At 55.5% G+C, this 17,373-nt stretch carries 18 protein-coding genes; 8 read left to right on the forward strand and 10 right to left on the reverse strand.

Going from position 1 to position 17,373, the window contains the following annotated elements; genetic code table 11:
- Position 1 precedes the first annotated feature (1 nt).
- Positions 2 to 430, forward strand: coding sequence for a PaaI family thioesterase (locus E9531_RS00335; RefSeq protein ID WP_136571752.1), 429 nt, complete (start codon positions 2 to 4; stop codon positions 428 to 430).
- Positions 431 to 479: 49 nt separating this feature from the next.
- The gene (locus E9531_RS00340) at positions 480 to 1,634 is read left to right on the forward strand and encodes a CaiB/BaiF CoA transferase family protein (protein WP_136571753.1); all 1,155 of its coding nucleotides are present in this window, start codon (positions 480 to 482) and stop codon (positions 1,632 to 1,634) included.
- A gap of 54 nt (positions 1,635 to 1,688) precedes the next feature.
- Here the strand turns inward: E9531_RS00340 and E9531_RS00345 are convergent, their stop codons facing one another.
- From E9531_RS00345 to E9531_RS00370, 6 genes are all read right to left on the reverse strand, one after another.
- On the reverse strand, positions 1,689 to 3,137 hold the full coding sequence (locus tag E9531_RS00345; protein WP_136571754.1) for an aldehyde dehydrogenase family protein: 1,449 nt from the start codon (positions 3,135 to 3,137) through the stop codon (positions 1,689 to 1,691).
- A gap of 177 nt (positions 3,138 to 3,314) precedes the next feature.
- The gene (locus tag E9531_RS00350) at positions 3,315 to 4,130 is read right to left on the reverse strand and encodes an aldolase/citrate lyase family protein (protein ID WP_136571755.1); all 816 of its coding nucleotides are present in this window, start codon (positions 4,128 to 4,130) and stop codon (positions 3,315 to 3,317) included.
- Between the two features lie 8 nt (positions 4,131 to 4,138).
- Entirely contained in the window at positions 4,139 to 4,969 is an 831-nt protein-coding gene (hpaH, locus tag E9531_RS00355) for a 2-oxo-hept-4-ene-1,7-dioate hydratase (protein ID WP_136571756.1), read from the reverse strand.
- Positions 4,966 to 5,847, reverse strand: coding sequence for a fumarylacetoacetate hydrolase family protein (locus tag E9531_RS00360; RefSeq protein WP_136571757.1), 882 nt, complete (start codon positions 5,845 to 5,847; stop codon positions 4,966 to 4,968). The genes hpaH and E9531_RS00360 overlap by 4 nt, the downstream gene beginning before the upstream one ends.
- Positions 5,844 to 6,743 (reverse strand): amidohydrolase family protein, encoded by a 900-nt coding sequence (locus E9531_RS00365; RefSeq protein ID WP_136571758.1) that lies wholly within the window; start codon positions 6,741 to 6,743, stop codon positions 5,844 to 5,846. The genes E9531_RS00360 and E9531_RS00365 overlap by 4 nt, the downstream gene beginning before the upstream one ends.
- Positions 6,744 to 6,801: 58 nt before the next feature.
- Entirely contained in the window at positions 6,802 to 7,170 is a 369-nt protein-coding gene (locus E9531_RS00370) for a RidA family protein (protein WP_425293550.1), read from the reverse strand.
- Between E9531_RS00370 and E9531_RS17950 the strand changes: the two genes are divergently transcribed.
- Positions 7,147 to 7,206 carry a hypothetical protein gene (locus tag E9531_RS17950; RefSeq protein ID WP_425293551.1) on the forward strand — a complete coding sequence of 20 codons (60 nt, stop codon included), beginning with the start codon at positions 7,147 to 7,149 and terminating at the stop codon, positions 7,204 to 7,206. The genes E9531_RS00370 and E9531_RS17950 overlap by 24 nt on opposite strands.
- 75 nt (positions 7,207 to 7,281) lie before the next feature.
- Here E9531_RS17950 and E9531_RS00375 read toward each other — a convergent pair whose 3' ends face one another.
- Positions 7,282 to 8,253 (reverse strand): Bug family tripartite tricarboxylate transporter substrate binding protein, encoded by a 972-nt coding sequence (locus tag E9531_RS00375; protein ID WP_136571760.1) that lies wholly within the window; start codon positions 8,251 to 8,253, stop codon positions 7,282 to 7,284.
- A gap of 157 nt (positions 8,254 to 8,410) precedes the next feature.
- On the opposite strand from E9531_RS00375, the gene E9531_RS00380 reads away from it, so the two are divergent.
- Both E9531_RS00380 and E9531_RS00385 read left to right on the forward strand, forming a co-directional pair.
- On the forward strand, positions 8,411 to 9,046 hold the full coding sequence (locus tag E9531_RS00380; RefSeq protein WP_136571761.1) for a flavin reductase family protein: 636 nt from the start codon (positions 8,411 to 8,413) through the stop codon (positions 9,044 to 9,046).
- Complete coding sequence (locus E9531_RS00385; RefSeq protein ID WP_136571762.1) at positions 9,030 to 9,827, forward strand: IclR family transcriptional regulator; 798 nt, start codon at positions 9,030 to 9,032, stop codon at positions 9,825 to 9,827. The genes E9531_RS00380 and E9531_RS00385 overlap by 17 nt, the downstream gene beginning before the upstream one ends.
- Before the next feature lie 53 nt (positions 9,828 to 9,880).
- Here E9531_RS00385 and E9531_RS00390 read toward each other — a convergent pair whose 3' ends face one another.
- Together E9531_RS00390 and E9531_RS00395 are read right to left on the reverse strand one after the other, a co-directional pair.
- Positions 9,881 to 11,983 carry a peptidase U32 family protein gene (locus tag E9531_RS00390; protein WP_136571763.1) on the reverse strand — a complete coding sequence of 701 codons (2,103 nt, stop codon included), beginning with the start codon at positions 11,981 to 11,983 and terminating at the stop codon, positions 9,881 to 9,883.
- A gap of 155 nt (positions 11,984 to 12,138) precedes the next feature.
- Positions 12,139 to 13,041, reverse strand: a complete 903-nt coding sequence (locus E9531_RS00395) for a LysR family transcriptional regulator (RefSeq protein WP_136571764.1) — start codon at positions 13,039 to 13,041, stop codon at positions 12,139 to 12,141.
- A gap of 148 nt (positions 13,042 to 13,189) precedes the next feature.
- On the opposite strand from E9531_RS00395, the gene E9531_RS00400 reads away from it, so the two are divergent.
- Positions 13,190 to 13,888 (forward strand): fumarylacetoacetate hydrolase family protein, encoded by a 699-nt coding sequence (locus E9531_RS00400; protein ID WP_136571765.1) that lies wholly within the window; start codon positions 13,190 to 13,192, stop codon positions 13,886 to 13,888.
- 29 nt (positions 13,889 to 13,917) lie between these two features.
- Here the strand turns inward: E9531_RS00400 and E9531_RS00405 are convergent, their stop codons facing one another.
- Entirely contained in the window at positions 13,918 to 14,805 is an 888-nt protein-coding gene (locus E9531_RS00405) for a LysR family transcriptional regulator (RefSeq protein ID WP_158291685.1), read from the reverse strand.
- Between the two features lie 266 nt (positions 14,806 to 15,071).
- Here E9531_RS00405 and E9531_RS00410 point away from each other — a divergent pair, with 266 nt between their 5' ends.
- The gene (locus tag E9531_RS00410; RefSeq protein WP_244609916.1) at positions 15,072 to 16,070 is read left to right on the forward strand and encodes a Bug family tripartite tricarboxylate transporter substrate binding protein; all 999 of its coding nucleotides are present in this window, start codon (positions 15,072 to 15,074) and stop codon (positions 16,068 to 16,070) included.
- Between the two features lie 63 nt (positions 16,071 to 16,133).
- Complete coding sequence (locus E9531_RS00415; RefSeq protein WP_136571767.1) at positions 16,134 to 17,366, forward strand: alpha-hydroxy acid oxidase; 1,233 nt, start codon at positions 16,134 to 16,136, stop codon at positions 17,364 to 17,366.
- Positions 17,367 to 17,373 lie beyond the last annotated feature (7 nt).

Here is a 17,373-nt window from a genome sequence, read left to right on the forward strand (position 1 = left end):
CATGGCTACGGATGTAGACGAGCCTCAAGGGGTGTTGTTTGGTTTATCCATGCCGATGGCGGCCACACTGGCTCTGCAGGGGGTAGAGATTGGCCATTTGCATGCCAAAGTGGCTATGCCATACAACGCCGCGTTCACCAACAGCCGAGGCGATGTGCACGGGGGCGTTTTATCGACGTTGCTCGATTGCACCTTAGCCAGTGCGTGTCGTGCACATGATCCTGCCCGTTATGGCGTCGTGACTCTGGATTTGACCGTGCACTTTTTAGCCCCGGCTCAAGGAGCTGTGCTCGCATCTGCGGTGTGCGAGCGGCAAGGCCGTGCGATGTGTTTTTCCAGAGGACAGGTGCATGACGCAAAAGGTCAACTCCTGGCGTTGGCAACAGGCACTTTCAAATTAGTTGAGCGGCTTCAAGAGAGCCATTTTTAGTTGGCCACTCCGGCTATTGTTTCGTTTTTTAAAAGTGCAACTGACATCTATGAGCCAAACCATTCCCAATCCTTCAGCCCTTGCGGGCATTCGTGTGCTGGATGTTTCTCGTATTCTTGGTGGCCCATTTTGTGGTCAGGTGTTGGGCGACCACGGCGCAGATGTGCTCAAAATTGAGCCGCCTCAAGGAGATGACACACGCACTTGGGGGCCTCCCTTTCGCGATGCAGTGGCGTCGTACTACTACGGATTAAATCGCAATAAAAGAATTCAGCATCTGGACTTTGCTACGGAAGCTGGGCGAGAGAAGTTGTTGCAGTTGCTTGAGCAAGCCGATGTACTGATCGAAAATTTCAAAACTGGAACTATGGAGAAGTGGGGCATTGGGTATGCCCAGTTGCAGCAGCGTTTTCCGCGCTTGATTTGGTGCCGTGTCAGTGGTTTCGGCAGTGATGGCCCTCTAGGTGCGCAACCTGGGTATGACGCAGCGGTTCAGGCCTTGTCTGGTCTGATGAGTATTAATGGCGAGGCCGATGGTGAGCCTTTGCGCGTAGGTCTGCCAGTGGTGGACATGGTGACCGGGCTCAATGCGGTGATTGGCGTGTTGGTTGCCTTGCAGGCACGCCAACGTACAGGTCAGGGGCAGTTGGTAGAGGCGGCACTGTATGACAGTGGCTTGTCCCTGTTGCACCCACATGCAGCCAATTGGTTTATGAGCGGGAAAACACCCCAGCGCACGGGCAATGCCCATCCGAATATTTACCCGTATGACACGGTGGACACGGCCACAGGTCCTGTCTTTCTGGCGATTGGCAACGACCGGCAGTTCGCTACGTTTTGCTGTTTGGTGGGGTTGCCTGATTTGCCAGAAGACGCCCGTTTCTCCAGCAACCAAGGGCGCTCCATCCACCGGCAAGCACTCAAGGCATTGCTGCAATCGCATTTGGCATCGTCAAACGCCCGAGAACTGGCAGATGCCCTGATGGCTGCAGGTGTACCCGCTGCGCCTGTGCTGGATGTTGCTCAGGCACTCAACCATGCACATACACAGCACCGCGAGATGGTTGTGCGCATAGGCGACTACCAAGGGCTTGGTGCGCCAGTCAAACTCAGCCAGACCCCTGCAAGCTACCGGTATGCACCGTTGACGCAAGGGGGGCAATTTTTGCCCAGCGAAACGGACGTGTACTCAACGGACGTCTAGTCTATTGAAGAGGCATGGGGTGTCTGTTCTTAACGGTTCCTGATGGGCGCTCTGTCAAGCCAATAGGTAAGCGGTTTTGACGGTGGTATAGAACTCTTGTGCGTAGCGACCTTGCTCGCGAGGGCCGTAGCTGGAGCCCTTGCGGCCACCAAATGGCACGTGGTAATCCACACCAGCGGTAGGCAAGTTCACCATCACCATACCCGCCTGACTGTGGCGTTTGAAGTGCGTGGCGTATTTGAGGCTGGTGGTTGCAATACCAGCAGACAAGCCAAACTCCGTGTCATTGGCAATGGCCAGCGCCTCTTCGTAGTCTTTTGCGCGAATCACACTGGCAACAGGCCCAAAGACCTCCTCACGGTTGATGCGCATAGCGGGCGTGGTGTCGGCAATCAAGGCAGGGGCCATGAAGAAACCTTCATCACCACTACCTGTATGGCAGGCCACACGTGAGCCACCGGCCAGTACCGCGCCCCCCTGGTCCTTGGCAATAGCCACATAGGCCAGATCCTGCTCCAGTTGCGATTGACTGACCACAGGACCAATGTCGGTGCCCGATGCCAAGGCTGCCCCTACTTTGATTTTTGCCATGCGCTCTTGCATGGCTTGGATGAACGCAGGATAGATTTTGTCGGTCACGATGATGCGACTCGAAGCCGTGCAGCGCTGGCCGGTCGAGTAAAACGCGCTTTGCGTGCACAGCTCTACGGCCTGGTTCAGATCGGCATCATCGAGCACGACTTGCGGATTTTTCCCACCCATTTCCAGCTGCACTTTTTTGCCTTGTTCAACAGCTTTTTGCGCAATGCCACGACCTACACCGACCGAGCCCGTGAAGCTGATGGCGGCGATATCAGGGTGATTCACCAAAGCCTCGCCAATGACACGGCCACGGCCCATCACCAGATTGAATACGCCAGCAGGAATACCGCTGCGGTGGATGATTTCGGCCAAAGCCCAGGCAGAGCCGGGCACCAGATCGGCGGGTTTGAGTACAACGCAATTGCCATATGCCAGCGCAGGCGCAATCTTCCAGGCAGGAATCGCAATTGGGAAGTTCCATGGAGTGATCAAACCGACAATGCCAATGGGCTCGCGGGTAATCTCCACCCCAATACCAGGGCGCACAGAAGGCAGGACCTCTCCAGCCAAGCGCAGGCATTCACCGGCAAAGAATTTAAAGATTTGACCAGCGCGGGCCACTTCGCTAATCGCTTCGGGGCGGGTCTTTCCCTCTTCGCGGGCCAGTAACTCCCCCAGTTCTTCTTTGCGGGCGAGAATTTCATTGCCGATTTTGTCCAGCGCGTCATGGCGCACTTGAATGCTGCTGATCGACCAATCACCGAAAGCGGCTTTGGCGGCCGCGACGGCGGCCTCCACATCGCTGGCATCGCCTTGGGCATAGCTGCCGATGGTGTCGTCGAGCTTGCTCGGATTGATATTGTTCGTGCTGGTTTGGCCGGTAACCCATTGGCCGTTGATCAGGTTGTGGTGGTGCGTCATGTGTTGGTGATGGGCGAGTAGAGGCAATGGGCGGCATGAATGCCAGCGTGCTTAGAGCAACTAACACAACCCTTGATACGTCGAAAGCAAAACCGTGTAGGACTACTCGTACTGCCTGCGGTTTTGCGCCTAGTTTCAACCGCAAACCTTCGACATGCTGGGTTGTGTTAACCGCTCTTAATAGCTTGAGCGTTCTGCGGCGGTGTTCGTTCCCGAGAATTTGGCCGCAATTTGGTCGAGATGTTCGCGCAGAACCACCAAGTCAGCGGCCACTGCAACGAATTGAGCTCCCAATGTAATGCACTCTTGCGCGCGTTCGTGGTTGACCATCAAAATGCCAGGGGCCTTGCCTTTGGCACGGATGCGCACGATGGCATCGTTGATGGCTTTATCCACTTCAGGGTGGCGAGGGTTGCCTGCGTAACCCAAGCTGGCGGAGAGGTCGGCGGGGCCAATGAAGATGCCATCGACGCCATCGACATCGGCAATTTCATCGAGATTGGCAAGCGCTTGAGCCGTTTCGATTTGTACCAGCACACACAACTGCTCATGTGCAGTTTGGATGTAGTTGGAGATACGGCCAAAGTTGCTGGCGCGAACCGAGCCACCCATGCCACGCATGCCTTGTGTGGGATACCGAACAGCGGCCACCGCAGCGTGTGCTTCTGTGGCATTTTGAACAAAAGGCAACAGCAAGCTTTGTGCGCCAATATCCAGATAGCGTTTGATCAGCACCGGGTCATTCCAGGCGGGACGGACTACGGCAGCGCTGGGCGGGCGGTTAGCCATCGGAATGGCGCCTGCAACGGCTTGCAACTGAGCCATCATTTGCGTCACATCGGTGGGAGTGTGCTCGGTATCCAGCAACAACCAGTCAAACCCGCAGCCTGCAATCAGTTCAGAAATGTACGGTGATGGCAGCGTGGACCACAAGCCAATTTGTGTCTTGCCCGCTAGCAGGGATTGCTTAAAGTGGTTGATTGGAAGTGTCATGGGGCATTTCACGAAAAGTAGCAGGACACCGTACCGAAGTCGCCGTAATCGGCCACGATGGTGTCACCAGCTTTGACATCAATAGGGCGGATGAAGGAGCCTGCCAGTACGATCTCTCCAGCTTGGAGCGTAATGCCATGCTGGTGTAAGCGATTGGCTAGCCACGCAATGCCATTGGCTGGATGGTTCAGAACACCTGCTGCCAAGCCGGTTTCTTCAACGTCGCCATTCTTGCTCACGATGGCACCGATGCGGCGCATATCAATTTGCAATTGTGCTGGTGTGAAAGGCCGACCACCCAATACCAGCGCGGCATTGGCGGCATTGTCTGAAATGGTGTCGAGCACGGTGCGGGGGCGTCCGGTCTCGCTGTCAACGCGTTCGCAGCGGGCATCCAGAATTTCCAGTGCCGGGGTGATATAGGCCGTGGCATCAAGTACGTCAAAAATCGTGCAGTCTGGCCCTGCCAACGGTTTGGCCAGTACAAAGGCCAATTCTGCTTCCACCCGCAATTGCAGAAAATCAGCAGTTGCAATGCTGCCACCATCACGGTAGAACATGCTGTCCAACAAAACGCCAAAGTCAGGCTCGCCGATCTGGACTGCGCGCTGCATGGCTTTGGACGTCAAACCAATTTTGTGACCTTTGATGCGATGGCCATTTTGCGTCTTCAGTGCCATCCATGCTGCTTGAATCGCATAGGCATCGCCCAACGTCATGCCTGGGTAGGTTTTTGAAATCTGACGTGCAGGTCGCTTGGTTTTTTCGGCTTGTTCGAGGCTATGTGCAGCATCGGTGCATTGCTGCGCGCTCAGTGTGGTGGTGTGCACGCTGCTCATGATTCTTGCTCCACGCGATTGCTCAAAACCCCAACACCGGTCACCTCAACTTCAACCACATCGCCCGGCTGGAGAAATTTGGGTGGATCGAACCGAATGCCAGCCCCAATTGGGGTGCCTGTCACGATGATATCGCCCGGCTCCAGCTCGGTGAATGTGGAGAGGTAATGGATCAAGTATGCGAAATCGAACATCAAATTAGTGGTGCTGTCGTCTTGGCGCAGTTCACCATTGACGCGGGTTTGAACGCGCAAATCGTCCAAGCCTTTGGTGTATTCGTCCACTGTGGTCATCCAGGGGCCGATGGAGCCAGAGGCCGCCCAGTTCTTGCCCTGGGTAACGTTGAATTTGGCATGGTGTACCCAATCGCGGATAGTGCCTTCGTTCACGCAGGTAATGGCCGCCACATGTGATAGTGCATGGGCTTGTGGGATACGTCGACCACCTTGGCCAATGACCAGCGCAATCTCACCTTCATAGTCCAGCTGCTGCGACTCTGGTGGTTGCAGCAACGCTTGACCATGCCCGACAAAAGAGGATGGGAAACGCACAAAAATGCTGGGGTACTTGGGCAGGTTACTGCCATCTTTGTACTCCGCGTTGCGATGGGCGTAGTTGACGCCAATACAAAAAATCTTGCGTGGCTGTGTGACTGGGATATCAAGCGTCACTTCATTCAACTGCCGCACAACAACGGTGCCCGCAGGTTGTAACAGCGCATCTAGGGCGGCTTGGTGCGCTTTCGCGCCGGCTTCTAGCCAAGCCAGCGCAGTCGGGTACTGCGGCAGCATGGCAGAGAGGTCGGTTACGGATTGACCGTCGGCATTCAAAGCGCCCCAGGCAGGCGTGCCTTGGTATTGGAAACTGAGAATTTTCATGGGGAGACCTTTTGTGTGTCGAAGCCAAAAAAGCGAGCAGGGTTATCAACCAGAATGCGGTGCAAGGTCGCATCATCAGGGGCAAAGCGACGCAGTAAATCCAGCAAATCCCCTTCATTGGGGGGCTGTTTGATAGAAATAGGATGGGGCCAATCGCTGCCCCACACGACGCGTTCTGGTGCTTTGGCGATCAGGCTTTGTGCCAACGGGACCACGTCATCCCAAGGCTGTCCAGTTTTGGAGAGTTTTTCTGACAAGGACAGCATGACCCAGAGGTTGTCCTTCTCCAGCAATTGATGCACGGCTTGCCATGTGGCGTCTGAGGGACCTTTGGAGGGATCAATGCGGCCCATGTGGTCCATCAAGATCGGGCCGTCAAAGCTGGAGAAGGTCTGCATTTGCTCGGCAATACCAGTGGGTTCAGGCTGCACTTTGATGTACCAACCCAATGCTTTCACTTTGGCAAGGGCTTCGTTCATTTCGGTGGCACTGAAGCTGATGCCCAAGCCGCCACGTGTAAAGCGCGCTCCCCGAACACCCGCATCATGCAGGCGTTGCAGGTAGGCATCGTCACGCTCTTTCAGCACCAGTGCGTTCGCGCAGCCTCGGTATGACGGTGTTGCGCCGGTGTTGAGTGCTTGCAGCGCATCAAGCACCACTTGATGGTCCGCACCATACGTGGTGGCTTGCACGATCACGCCGCGCGAAATGCCTAGCGTTTGGTGCAACTTCTGGGCCACTTGCCAGGTTGCCGTTGGCATTTCGTAGGCTGCGCCTTGGCGCACAGGGTATTGTGCAGGTGAACCAAAGACGTGGAATTGGCTGTCGCAAGCGCCCGCTGGCAGGGCGTAGCTAGGGGCGTGAGGATTGGGGTCGAAAGGGAGGTAGTCAGGCATGGTGCAGGAGGCAATAAATCAACAGGCAGAAAACGCGCAATGGCTGCAACTGAGGGCGTTATGGGATGTAGGCAGTAAAGACGCATTCGATGAGTTTGCCCATGTCCAGCTCGGGCGCATGGATGGCGTGGCGTGCTGGGCGAGACTGTGTGTCAGGGAACATTTCCAGCCATGGCACGTTCAGCGCAGGGCGTTGGCTGCGGTCTTTCATCCATACGGTGACTTTGACGATATGCGCCACATCACCGCCCGCAGCCTGGACGATTTTTCGCATGTTTTCCAGCATGAAGCGGCACTGCGCTTCAATGGTTTCGGCCACTTGGCCTGTGGCCGGGTCTACGCCAAGAACGCTGCCACTTTCAAGCAGCGGCCCTAATTTGCAAGCTGCGGGAATGGGGTTTTTGTGGTTGAAGCCGTCGATATAAATAGATTGGCGTGCGGTCGATGTGGACATAGGTATTGATGGGCAAGAGCGGCGGCGACCTGGGGTGCCGCCGGGAATGGTCAGAATCGCCATCACGAGGCATGCACTGCCGCGTTAATTGGCATTGATATTGGCTTCTTTGATCACGGGAATCCAGCGCTGGTCTTCCTTGTTCAAGAAGGTGTTGAAGTCTTCTGGGGTCATACCTTTGGCTTGAACGCCCAATTCTTCAAAGCGTTTTTGGATGGCCGGTTCGGCCAGGATGGACTGCATTTCGCTTGAGAGCTTGTGCACAATGTCCGTGGGGGTTTGTTTTGGGGCCATCACACCGGTGAATGTTTCTGCTGTGAAGTCGGTAAAGCCTGCTTCCACCAGGGTTGGCACGTTGGGCAGTTGCGGCAGCCGTGTGGCTGATGTCACGGCGATAGGACGTGTGCGCCCATCTTTGATGAAGGGTTGCGCCACGGACATTTGGTCAAAGTTGAAGTCCACTTGCCCGCCAATCAAATCAGTAGTCGCAGGTGCATTGCCGCGGTAATGCACCGTAATCCACTGGCTGCCAGTGCTGCGTTGCAGGTATTCGCTAGCCAGGTGGTTTTGCGTACCAGCACCGGGTGATGCCATGGTCAAGGTGTTGCCTGGTTTCTTCGCCTCTGTCAGCAAGTCCTGTACGGTTTGGTAGGGCGTGGAGGGGTGCACTTGCAGTACCAGTGGCGCAAACGTAATGGTGCTGACTGGAGCAAAGTCGGTTTTCCAGTTGTAAGAGTCTTTTTTGAAGATAGTCGGGGAGAACAAAATCGGGCCATTGGCGCCTACGAACAAGGTGTAGCCATCAGGATCGGCCTTTTTCACGAACTCTGCGGCGATCATTCCACCTGCGCCGGGGCGGTTGTCCACAATAAAGGGCTGTTTGAGGCGCTCTTGCAGTTTGTCCCCAATGATGCGGGCCGCAACGTCCACATTGCCACCCGGTGGGTAGGGCACTACCAGCTTGATGGGTTTATTGGGCCAGCTCTCTTGCGCTAGTGCGGGGCTGAGCAGGGCCATTGAGAAGAGTGAGGCTGCAATCAAAGACAGCTTGCGCATGGTGAAGTCTCCTTACTGTTGTAGTGTTGGTGCGCTTGGGTGTACACGCTGAAATTTAGTGTTTGTGCGATGGATGGACAATCTTTAATTGAAGAAAAAGTCCATAATATGAACTTCAATCTTTCGCGGGAAATGACCCTGACGACACAATCGTCGTATGCAAATCGAACCTAAAGACCTCAATCCAGAAGTAACCTACCGCTTGCTCAGCGGACTGGTTGTGCCACGTCCCATTGCATGGATCACGTCCCTGTCAGCTGATGGGGTTGTGAATTTGGCCCCTTTTTCTTGTTTCACTTTTGTCTCGAATAAGCCTCCGATGTTGGGCATCAACATTGGTCGTAAAGCCGGTCGATACAAAGACACAGGGGCCAACATCCATGCCAACGGCGAATTTGTGGTGCATATTGGTAATGCAGACCAACTCCATGCGATCCATGAGAGCAGTGCGGAATACCCTCCCCACGTCAGTGAGGTGGAGGATTTGGGCCTCACTACAGCACCATCCTCCACTATTGCGGTGCCGCGCTTAGAGCAGGCGCCGGTGGCCATGGAGTGCAAGCTGCACCAAGTGATCCCATTTGGTGAAACGGGGGCGGAGTTTTTCGTAGGTGAAATCACACGCTTTCACTTTCGTGATGGATTGGTGCGTGACAACAAGGTTGAGACCATGGAACTCGATCCCGTTTGCCGCATTGGCGGCCCCAATTACGCAACGCTTGGGCGTATCGTGACGCTGCGCCGTATGCAGCAAACCGACAAGAGTGTGATAGCCGATGGAGCTACTTCCTAAAAAACAAGAGGGTGCGCAATCGGTGCGCCGCGCGCTGGCTGTTTTGCGCGTGCTGGCCGCAGGCCAAGAGCATGGTGTGCGCTTGCTGGATGTGGCCAAGGCCACTGGATTCAACCGCGCAACGGTGCACCGCTTGCTTCAGGTCATGATGGAAGAAGGTGCCGTTGAACAAGACCCTTCTTCGCGAAAATATTTGATAGGCAGTGAAGTTTCCTTGATGGGGATGGCTCGCACGGCGCGCTTTCCCATCCGTTCAGTAGCGGTGCCGCAGATGCGCACACTCAGCGAAAAAGAGGGGGAGACCAGTTTTCTGACGATTCGCAGTGGCGATGATTCCGTGTGTATCGCCCGTGAACTTGGCAGCTTCATGGTCAAAGTGCTTTCGATTGAGGTGGGCGCGCGCCGACCTTTGGGCGTGGGGGTCAGTGGCTTGGTGTTGTTAGCTGCTTTGGATGATGAGCATGTTGACGACATCATTGAGCGCAATGCCAGCAAACTCAGCAATATGGGCATCACTGCAGATGCGTTGCGCGAGCGTGTCGTGCAGACAAGGCAAAAAGGTTATGCTTTTGCCCCGATAGGGGTGGTGCCATATACAAGGGCGCTAGCGGTGCCGGTTTACAGCCCTGCTGCAGAAGTGGTGGCCGGGTTGGCCGTGACCGCTGTGTCTAACCGCCTGCCTGAGCGTCGACTGCCGTCATTGGTCAATGCCATGGCCATGCGCGCCCAAGCCATTGGCGAGGCTTGGGCCAGACAAGAAGGCTCGCGTCGCCACGAGTGACGGTGGCTGCATCGTGGTATTGGGCACTACGTGCCAGCGAACTTCTTGGCCAGTCAGGAGTGGGCAGGGCGCTTGCGGTAGAACTGCATGGGCACGCCTTGTGCGATCGATTGACTGACCGCTTGGCGTTGTTGCTGCAGTATGCCGGGTTTGATTTTTCCGACCACATGCATCTCGCAAGGTTTGCAATCGAAACGCAAGGTGAGTTTCTCCTTGCCATTGATCAGGTGCAGTGGCTCGGCCTTGATGGTGCCTTTGACCCCAATGACTCCTTTGGCTTGCTTGGGGCAAAGGCTCATTGAAAAACGCACGCAATGCTTTGTGATCATCAGGCTGACTTCGCCCAACTCCTGATCGGCCTCATACGCTGCATCAACCACTTTGACGCCATGCTTGACGTAAAAGTCGTGGGCTTTGTGGTTCAGTACATTGGCCAAATAGGTCAAGGTTTCCTCGGGGAAGGGCACAGGAGGTTCTACGCGAGGCGCCCGCGCAGGGCGTTCGTAGCTGGCTGCGCGGTTGGCCTCCAGGTCTGCCAACGCATCACGGCGCAAATGGTTGAGCAAAGAGGCCGGTAAGAACCAAGGCTGCAGGCATTGCACCTGCACATTCAGCGCATGGAATAGGGTCGTGCCAAAGCGGTTGAGCTGTGCGCTGATGGTGGCGATTGCTTGTGCCGGTTCGTTGGCCATCTGCTGTGCATGGTCGGCCGCTGCTGAGCCTGTGAAGCCATCTTCATCGGTGAGTAAGAGCTGCAGCTGGCCTGGTCTGGTTTCGTGCAACTGTGCCCATAAACCGATGCGCCTCTCGCTCGATTGGCGCTCCATCATGCGCACCCAGTTCATGTCTCGGTTGCGGTTGATCTCCAAATCTTTGCGCAAGTCCTTGAGTGAACTCAGCGGGTCTTTGGGCCAAACACGCCACAAGCCAGGCTGACCGCTAGGGGCTGGCTCCGCGCGGTTAATGGCCATGCCCACCAGCTCTTTGTGCAGGTCGTAGTAGCACAGGCCATCGCCATTGGAGAGCATTGCTTGCGGATCTTGCAGTTGAATCTCAACCCAGCTGTCGTTCACGCTTGGCGCGTTGGCTACTACGGCTTTATGGGCACTTCGGTGTTTGTGATTTGGTGGGCTTGCTGAGGCTGCCTTGGCGGCTTTACCCACAGTAGTGACCCAACCGATGGCCGTGCCAGGGTTTTTCGGCGTATCAAAGGCACCAATGTCTTGCTTGCGGCCACCAACAAAGTAGTCCGTGAATTCGCGGTTGAAATTTTGGTTTGGGTCAGGCGTAAAGCGGAACGTGGTGGTGCCACTTGATGCACGCGCCAGGGGGGCATCGCTGTGTTCACGTTCTTGCAAAATCTCATCAAGCAACTTGCGGTAATGGGCGGTGATGTTTTTCACATAACCCATGTCTTTGTAGCGCCCTTCGATCTTGAAACTGCGCACACCAGCGTCGACCAACGCACGCATGTTGTCAGATTGGTTGTTGTCTTTCATGGACAAGACGTGCTTGTCATACGCAATGAAACGGCCTTGGTGATCTTGCACTTGGTAGGGCAGGCGGCACGCTTGCGAGCAGTCACCTCGGTTGGCACTGCGCCCTGTATGGGCATGGCTGATAAAACATTGTCCGCTGTAAGCCACGCACAGTGCGCCGTGAACAAAAAATTCAATGGTGGTGCGACTGGTGTCTATCGCATCGCGAATCGCCGCAATTTGTTTCAGCGTCAACTCGCGTGCAGGCACGATTTGAGAAAAGCCTACGTCTTGCAGAAAACGGGCTTTTTCTGGGGTACGGATGTCGGTTTGTGTGCTGGCGTGTAATTGAATTGGTGGCAAGTCCAACTCTAGCAATCCCATGTCTTGCACGATCAATGCATCAGCACCAGCCTCATAAATTTGCCAGGCCATGCGCCGCGCACCTTCGAGTTCATCGTCGCGCAAGATGGTGTTGAGCGTGATGAAAATGCGGGCGTTGTAGCGGTGGGCATGCTTGATCAGTCGCTCAATATCCGCCAGGTCATTGCCTGCAGTTGCCCGTGCCCCAAAGGCTGGCCCGCCAATATAGACGGCATCGGCGCCGTGGTTAATGGCTTCAATGCCAATGTCAGCTGTGCGTGCAGGCGCAAGCAGCTCCAGTTCGTGGGCAAGCATGGGACAACTCGTGGGGTTTTATCAATAAGCCCGGCATTATCCCGTAAAGCGTTCTCTGACGCAGCCTGTAAATGCTTCCTCTGATAACAGCGATCTTGAATACGTATTGAATGCTTGCGGCTGTCGGGGTCTTATATTCAAAAAAATTGAGTGAATTAGAAATTGGTATCGCTATTACTCAATGCATGCTGTCGCCCCCATTGGGACCATACGTCAAGCATAGTTTGCATGGCCGCTGAGGTGGGTTGCGCCGCGTGGTAGACCAAGCCGACTTCACGATGAAACACTTGGTCTCCCAAGTCAACGGTGACAATGCTGCTGGGCCAGCGTTTGATGGAGAGAGTTTTGGGCACAAGCGCGGCACCCACACGGCGTTTGACCAGCTCTGTAATGGCATCGAGTTCGTCGAGTTCACAAACCTCTTTGGGGTGAATTTTGTGTTTTCGCAAGAAGCGGTCAACCTGTCTGCCACCAAATGAAACACGGTCGTAGCGGATAAATGGTTGCGTGCGCAGTAACGTTTCCCAGTCCTGCTCGGCTATAGATCGCGGTGCAATGAGCTCGAATGGTTCGTTTGCAAGAGTGATCCAGCGTAATTCAGACGGTAACGAAAAAGGCGGCTTGATGATGGCCGCCATGTCCAATTCACCTGAGTCCACCATGTTGTATAAGTCCAGCGAAACACCCGGAACAATGCGACTTTTGCAACCAGGGTGCAGGCGATGGACGTGTGCGAGTATCGCAGGCAAAGTGGTGCGCTGCAGCGATGCAATAGCGCCCAAGTGAATGGTTTGCTGGGGCACATTCAATGGCGTTTTTTCTGTTCCTAGTTCATGGCACAGGCCAATGATTTCCTTGGCCTGCATTACAACGGTGTGGCCTGCGGGCGTGAGTTGTGCAGCTCTGCCATGGCGCTCGAACAAGACCAGATTGAGCTCTTGCTCAAGGCGTTTCATCTGGGCACTGATCGCCGCTTGGGTCAAGCCGATTTTTTGTCCGGCTGCGGCAAAGGTCCCTTCCTGGGTTACTGCGATCAGGGATTTGAGTTCGTGAATCATTGATCAATCATTTTGATGGATTCAAAAAATAATAATTGATTTTCTTTTTGGCGTAATCATTTCAAAATACGCACCTTGCGCATGGTCAGACAACATGCGTGCGGGCGCGTGGCGCCGATTCCATCAACTTCTCACTTCTTCAAGAACGATGACCAATTACGTGATCCCGCCAGCCGCACAAGCGGCAGTAGCCGTGGCCGACTCTTCTGCTCAGTTCCCGATTCGTCGCGTATTTTGTGTGGGCCGCAACTATGCCGCACATGCGCGTGAGATGGGTAACGACCCCAATCGTGAGCCACCGTTCTTTTTCTCCAAACCAGCCGATGCAGTGGTGCCTGCCAGTGGCACAGTGCCTTACCCACCATTGACAGATAACTTGCACCATGAAATTGAAATGGTGGTTGCTATTGGGGGCGCAGGCCGTAACGTGGCTGCGGCTGATGCATTGGGTTTGGTGTGGGGCTATGGCGTGGGCGTTGACTTGACCCGCCGTGATGTGCAAGACGTGGCCAAGAAAATGAGTCGCCCATGGGATTGGGCCAAAGGATTTGACGCGTCAGCACCGTGCGGTCCGTTGCTGCCGGTTGATAAGGTAGGCCATCCCAGTGAAGGACGTGTTTGGCTCGAAGTCAACGGGCAAGTGCGCCAAGAAGGCGATCTGAATGAAATGATTTGGCCTGTCGCTGACGTGATTGCCTACATTTCTCAATCGGTTGAGTTGCGCCCTGGTGATTTGATTTACACCGGTACTCCCGCAGGCGTGGGGGCTTTGCAGCCGGGCGATGTGGTCACCGGTGGGGTTGAGGGTGTTGGTCATTTTGAATTTGTGGTTGACCCTAAACCCTGATTGTTAATGGGGGGAGGCCGTGCAACCCTTCATCGATTAGGCATTGCACCAAGGCGGCTACTTTCTCTTTCTAATAGGTAGTCAGCCAAGCGGTGACCGCCTGCATAGCCCTGTCGGAACTGCAACCCGACAGGGCGCTCAAATCCATGGCAGGCAATGGGCAGCACTTCTACCCCTTGGGGCATACCGCCGACTCGCGCCCAGTTGGGTACTAATGAGACACCCAGCCCTTCGCTGACCAGCAAGGCAATGCCTTCGAGCGAGTCGAGCTCATAGCGCGCATCGGGCTCAATCCCTTCACTTTGCAAGAATGCGTTGGCGTACGCGCCGCCCCAATTTTGTCGCTCGTAGCGCACCAAGGGTTTCGTGCGCAGCAAATGCATGGGAGATTCATGGGCCCATGGCGTGGGGGCCAAAACAACCAACGGCTCCAGTCGCAGTTGCCGCCACTCCACCGATTTCGGCAACGCAAAAGGGGGTTTGACGATGAGGGCCACATCCAGCTCGTCGCGTAGAACTTGGTGGTAGAGGTTTTGCGAGATACCCAGCACCACATTGGTTTCCAGCTCAGGATGGCGTGCGCGCAGCTCGGTCAGCATACGAGGAACCAAGCCACTCAAACCGGTGAAGATGGTGCCTAGGCGCAAGGTTTTTCCAATGCCATCTGCGGCGGTGGCGGCATACAGATCACGCACCGCACCTTGAAATCGGTACGCTTGTTCAAGCAAACGACGCCCCGATTCAGTCAGGGCGACTGTGCGGCCTGAGCGGACAAACAGCGTCACACCAAACTCCAACTCCAGCGCACGGATGCGCTGGGCTAGCGCAGGGGCGGTCAGGCCGCTGCGCCGGGATGCCTCGGCCAACGAACCGCACTCGGCAATCATGACAAAACTATTGATAAAACTGGTGTCCATAGGTGTTTTGGCATTTTTATCAACGCATGCGGGTGCAAATGAGGCGCTATTTTGAAGACACCAGCATGCATTGCAATGCAAACAAAAACTTTGCTTCAAAGAAAGAATTGCACCATTGTAGATATTTGTTGACGCAGACAGAATCGCCCTGTCCTGTGCAAGAAAAGAACCGACCAAGACACCGCGGCGGGGCAGACAAACTGGCTTTGAGTGGTGTGGCAGAGCGCAGTGGCAATCCATTATTTGAATGAAGAGGAAGACAAACCATGGCATCACCAATGCATTTCCGTTTCTTGCGCACGGTATTGTGCAGCGCTTTGGCAGGCGCCTGCGTAGCGCTGGCCGCTCCTGTGCATGCCGCCGCCGATTACCCCAAACAGGCCGTCCGTGTGATGGTGGGTTTTTCTGCTGGTGGAGCCGTCGACAATGTGGCGCGCCAAATTGGAGAGGCACTATCCAAGCGTTTGGGGCAAGCATTTGTGATTGAGAACCAAGCGGGCGCAACGGGGACCATCGCAGCGGAAACCGCCGCGCGTGCGCGCCCTGATGGTTATACCTTGCTGGTGGCAACGCAGTCCACGATGGTGGTCGCACCACGGATGTACCCCAACCTCAAATTGAAGCCCATGCAAGACCTCAAGCCTATTGCCTTGATCGGTTCTGTGCCTTTGGCTTTGGTGGCGCATCCGTCGCTGCCGGTCAAAACGGTGGGCGATGTGATTGAACTGGCCAAAAAAGAAAACGGCGAGCTGATCTACGCTTCTTCAGGTGCAGGTGGCCCTCAGCATCTGGCTGCGGAACTGTTTGCCTCCATGGCTGGCGTGAAGATGGTGCATGTGCCCTACAAAGGGGAGGCCAATGCCATTGCCGACTTGATTGGCAACCATGTTCCGTTGATGTTCAGCAATCTGCCAACGTTGCTGCCCTATATCCAAAGCGGCCAGTTGCGTGGTATTGCCGTAAGCGGGCACAGCCGTGCGGCCTCTGCGCCTGAGCTGCCAACTGTTGCTGAGGCAGGGCTGCCTGGCTTTGATGCACAGACTTGGTTTGCTTTGTTTGCACCAGCCCAAACCCCTGACGACGTGATCGAGAAACTCGGCGCGGCTGTGGACGATGCTTTGCAAGACCGCATTTTGCAAGGCACTCTTGCCTCACAAGGTTTGACCATCAATGCGCTGCGCGGCCCTGCATTGGTGACTTATATGAAAGACCAGGAAACCCAGTTGGGCAAGGTTGTTGAGGCGGCCGGCATCAAGGCGGATTAAAGGCTGTTGTCCTGCTGGTGCCGACAAGCACGTTTACCGAACAGAGCTTTACATGGTGAGCCTATGAGCAACCCTCAAACCTTGCTTTCAGCGCCATGCCGGCGCTGGCAAGACATTCTTTCCTTGCAGGACTTGGAGCCATTGGCACGCCAGCATTTGCCTGCACCAGTGTTTGGCTACATAGCCTCAGCGGCTGACTCAGGCCAGGCCATGCGCAGCAATGCTTTGGCATTTGAGCAGTTTGATTTGCTCACCCGTGTGCTTCGCGATGTCAGTCAAGTCAGTACAGAAACCCAACTTCTTGGGCAGACCTTCAGGGCCCCAATTGGCATTGCCCCTGTTGGGTTGAGTGCGCTGTCTGCCTATCGGGGTGATTTGGTGTTGGCACAAGCTGCCAGTGCACACGGATTGCCCATGATCATGAGTGGTTCCTCATTGATTGCGATGGAAGAGGTGGCCAGGCAGTCTCCGCAAACATGGTTTCAGGCATATTTGCCTGGCCAGATGGAGCAAGTGCAGGCTTTGATTGAGCGGGTCAAGCATGCGGGCTTTTCCACGCTGGTCATCACGGTGGATACCCAAGCGCAACCCAAGTTGGAATTTGCCCGCCGCAGCGGTTTCAGTGCGCCCTTGCGTCCCAGCGTTGGGCTGGCCATGCAGGGGCTGCTGCACCCGCGTTGGTTGCTCGGCACGTTTTTGCGCACCATTGTCAAGCATGGCATGCCGCATTTTGAAAACAACTATGCCCACCGTGGCGCTGCGATTGTGGCGAAAAACGTCACGCGGGATTTTTCTGAACGCGGGCGCAATGACTGGAAGCGTTTGCAAGCTATCCGTGACATGTGGCCGGGGCGTTTGGTGATTAAAGGCATCCTGCATCCTGACGATGCGCAACTGGCCTGCGCACATGGAGCCGATGGGCTCATCGTGTCCAACCATGGCGGACGGCAGCTCGACAGTGCCCCTTCACCGCTGCGCATGTTGCCGCATGTGGTCAAGCAAGCAGGCAAGGTGCCAGTCATGCTTGACGGTGGCATTCGCCGGGGAACCGATGTGGTCAAGGCATTGGCGCTGGGGGCGCAACTGGTTTTTGTGGGGCGCCCTTGTATTTATGCCGCAGCACTGGGTGGCGCCCCCGCAGTAGCGCTGGCGTTGCAGCTGCTGCGCGATGAAATGACCCGCGCCATGGCCATGATGGGCACCAACCATGTTCATGAGATTTCACCCGACTGCCTCTTGCACCCGCACGCAGCGTGGGCGCCCGGTGCTCGCCATCCCTTAGCTGCAAATGAATGATTCAAGG

Origin of the sequence: Lampropedia puyangensis, assembly GCF_004833285.1 — a bacterium.
GTDB lineage: Bacteria > Pseudomonadota > Gammaproteobacteria > Burkholderiales > Burkholderiaceae_C > Lampropedia > Lampropedia puyangensis.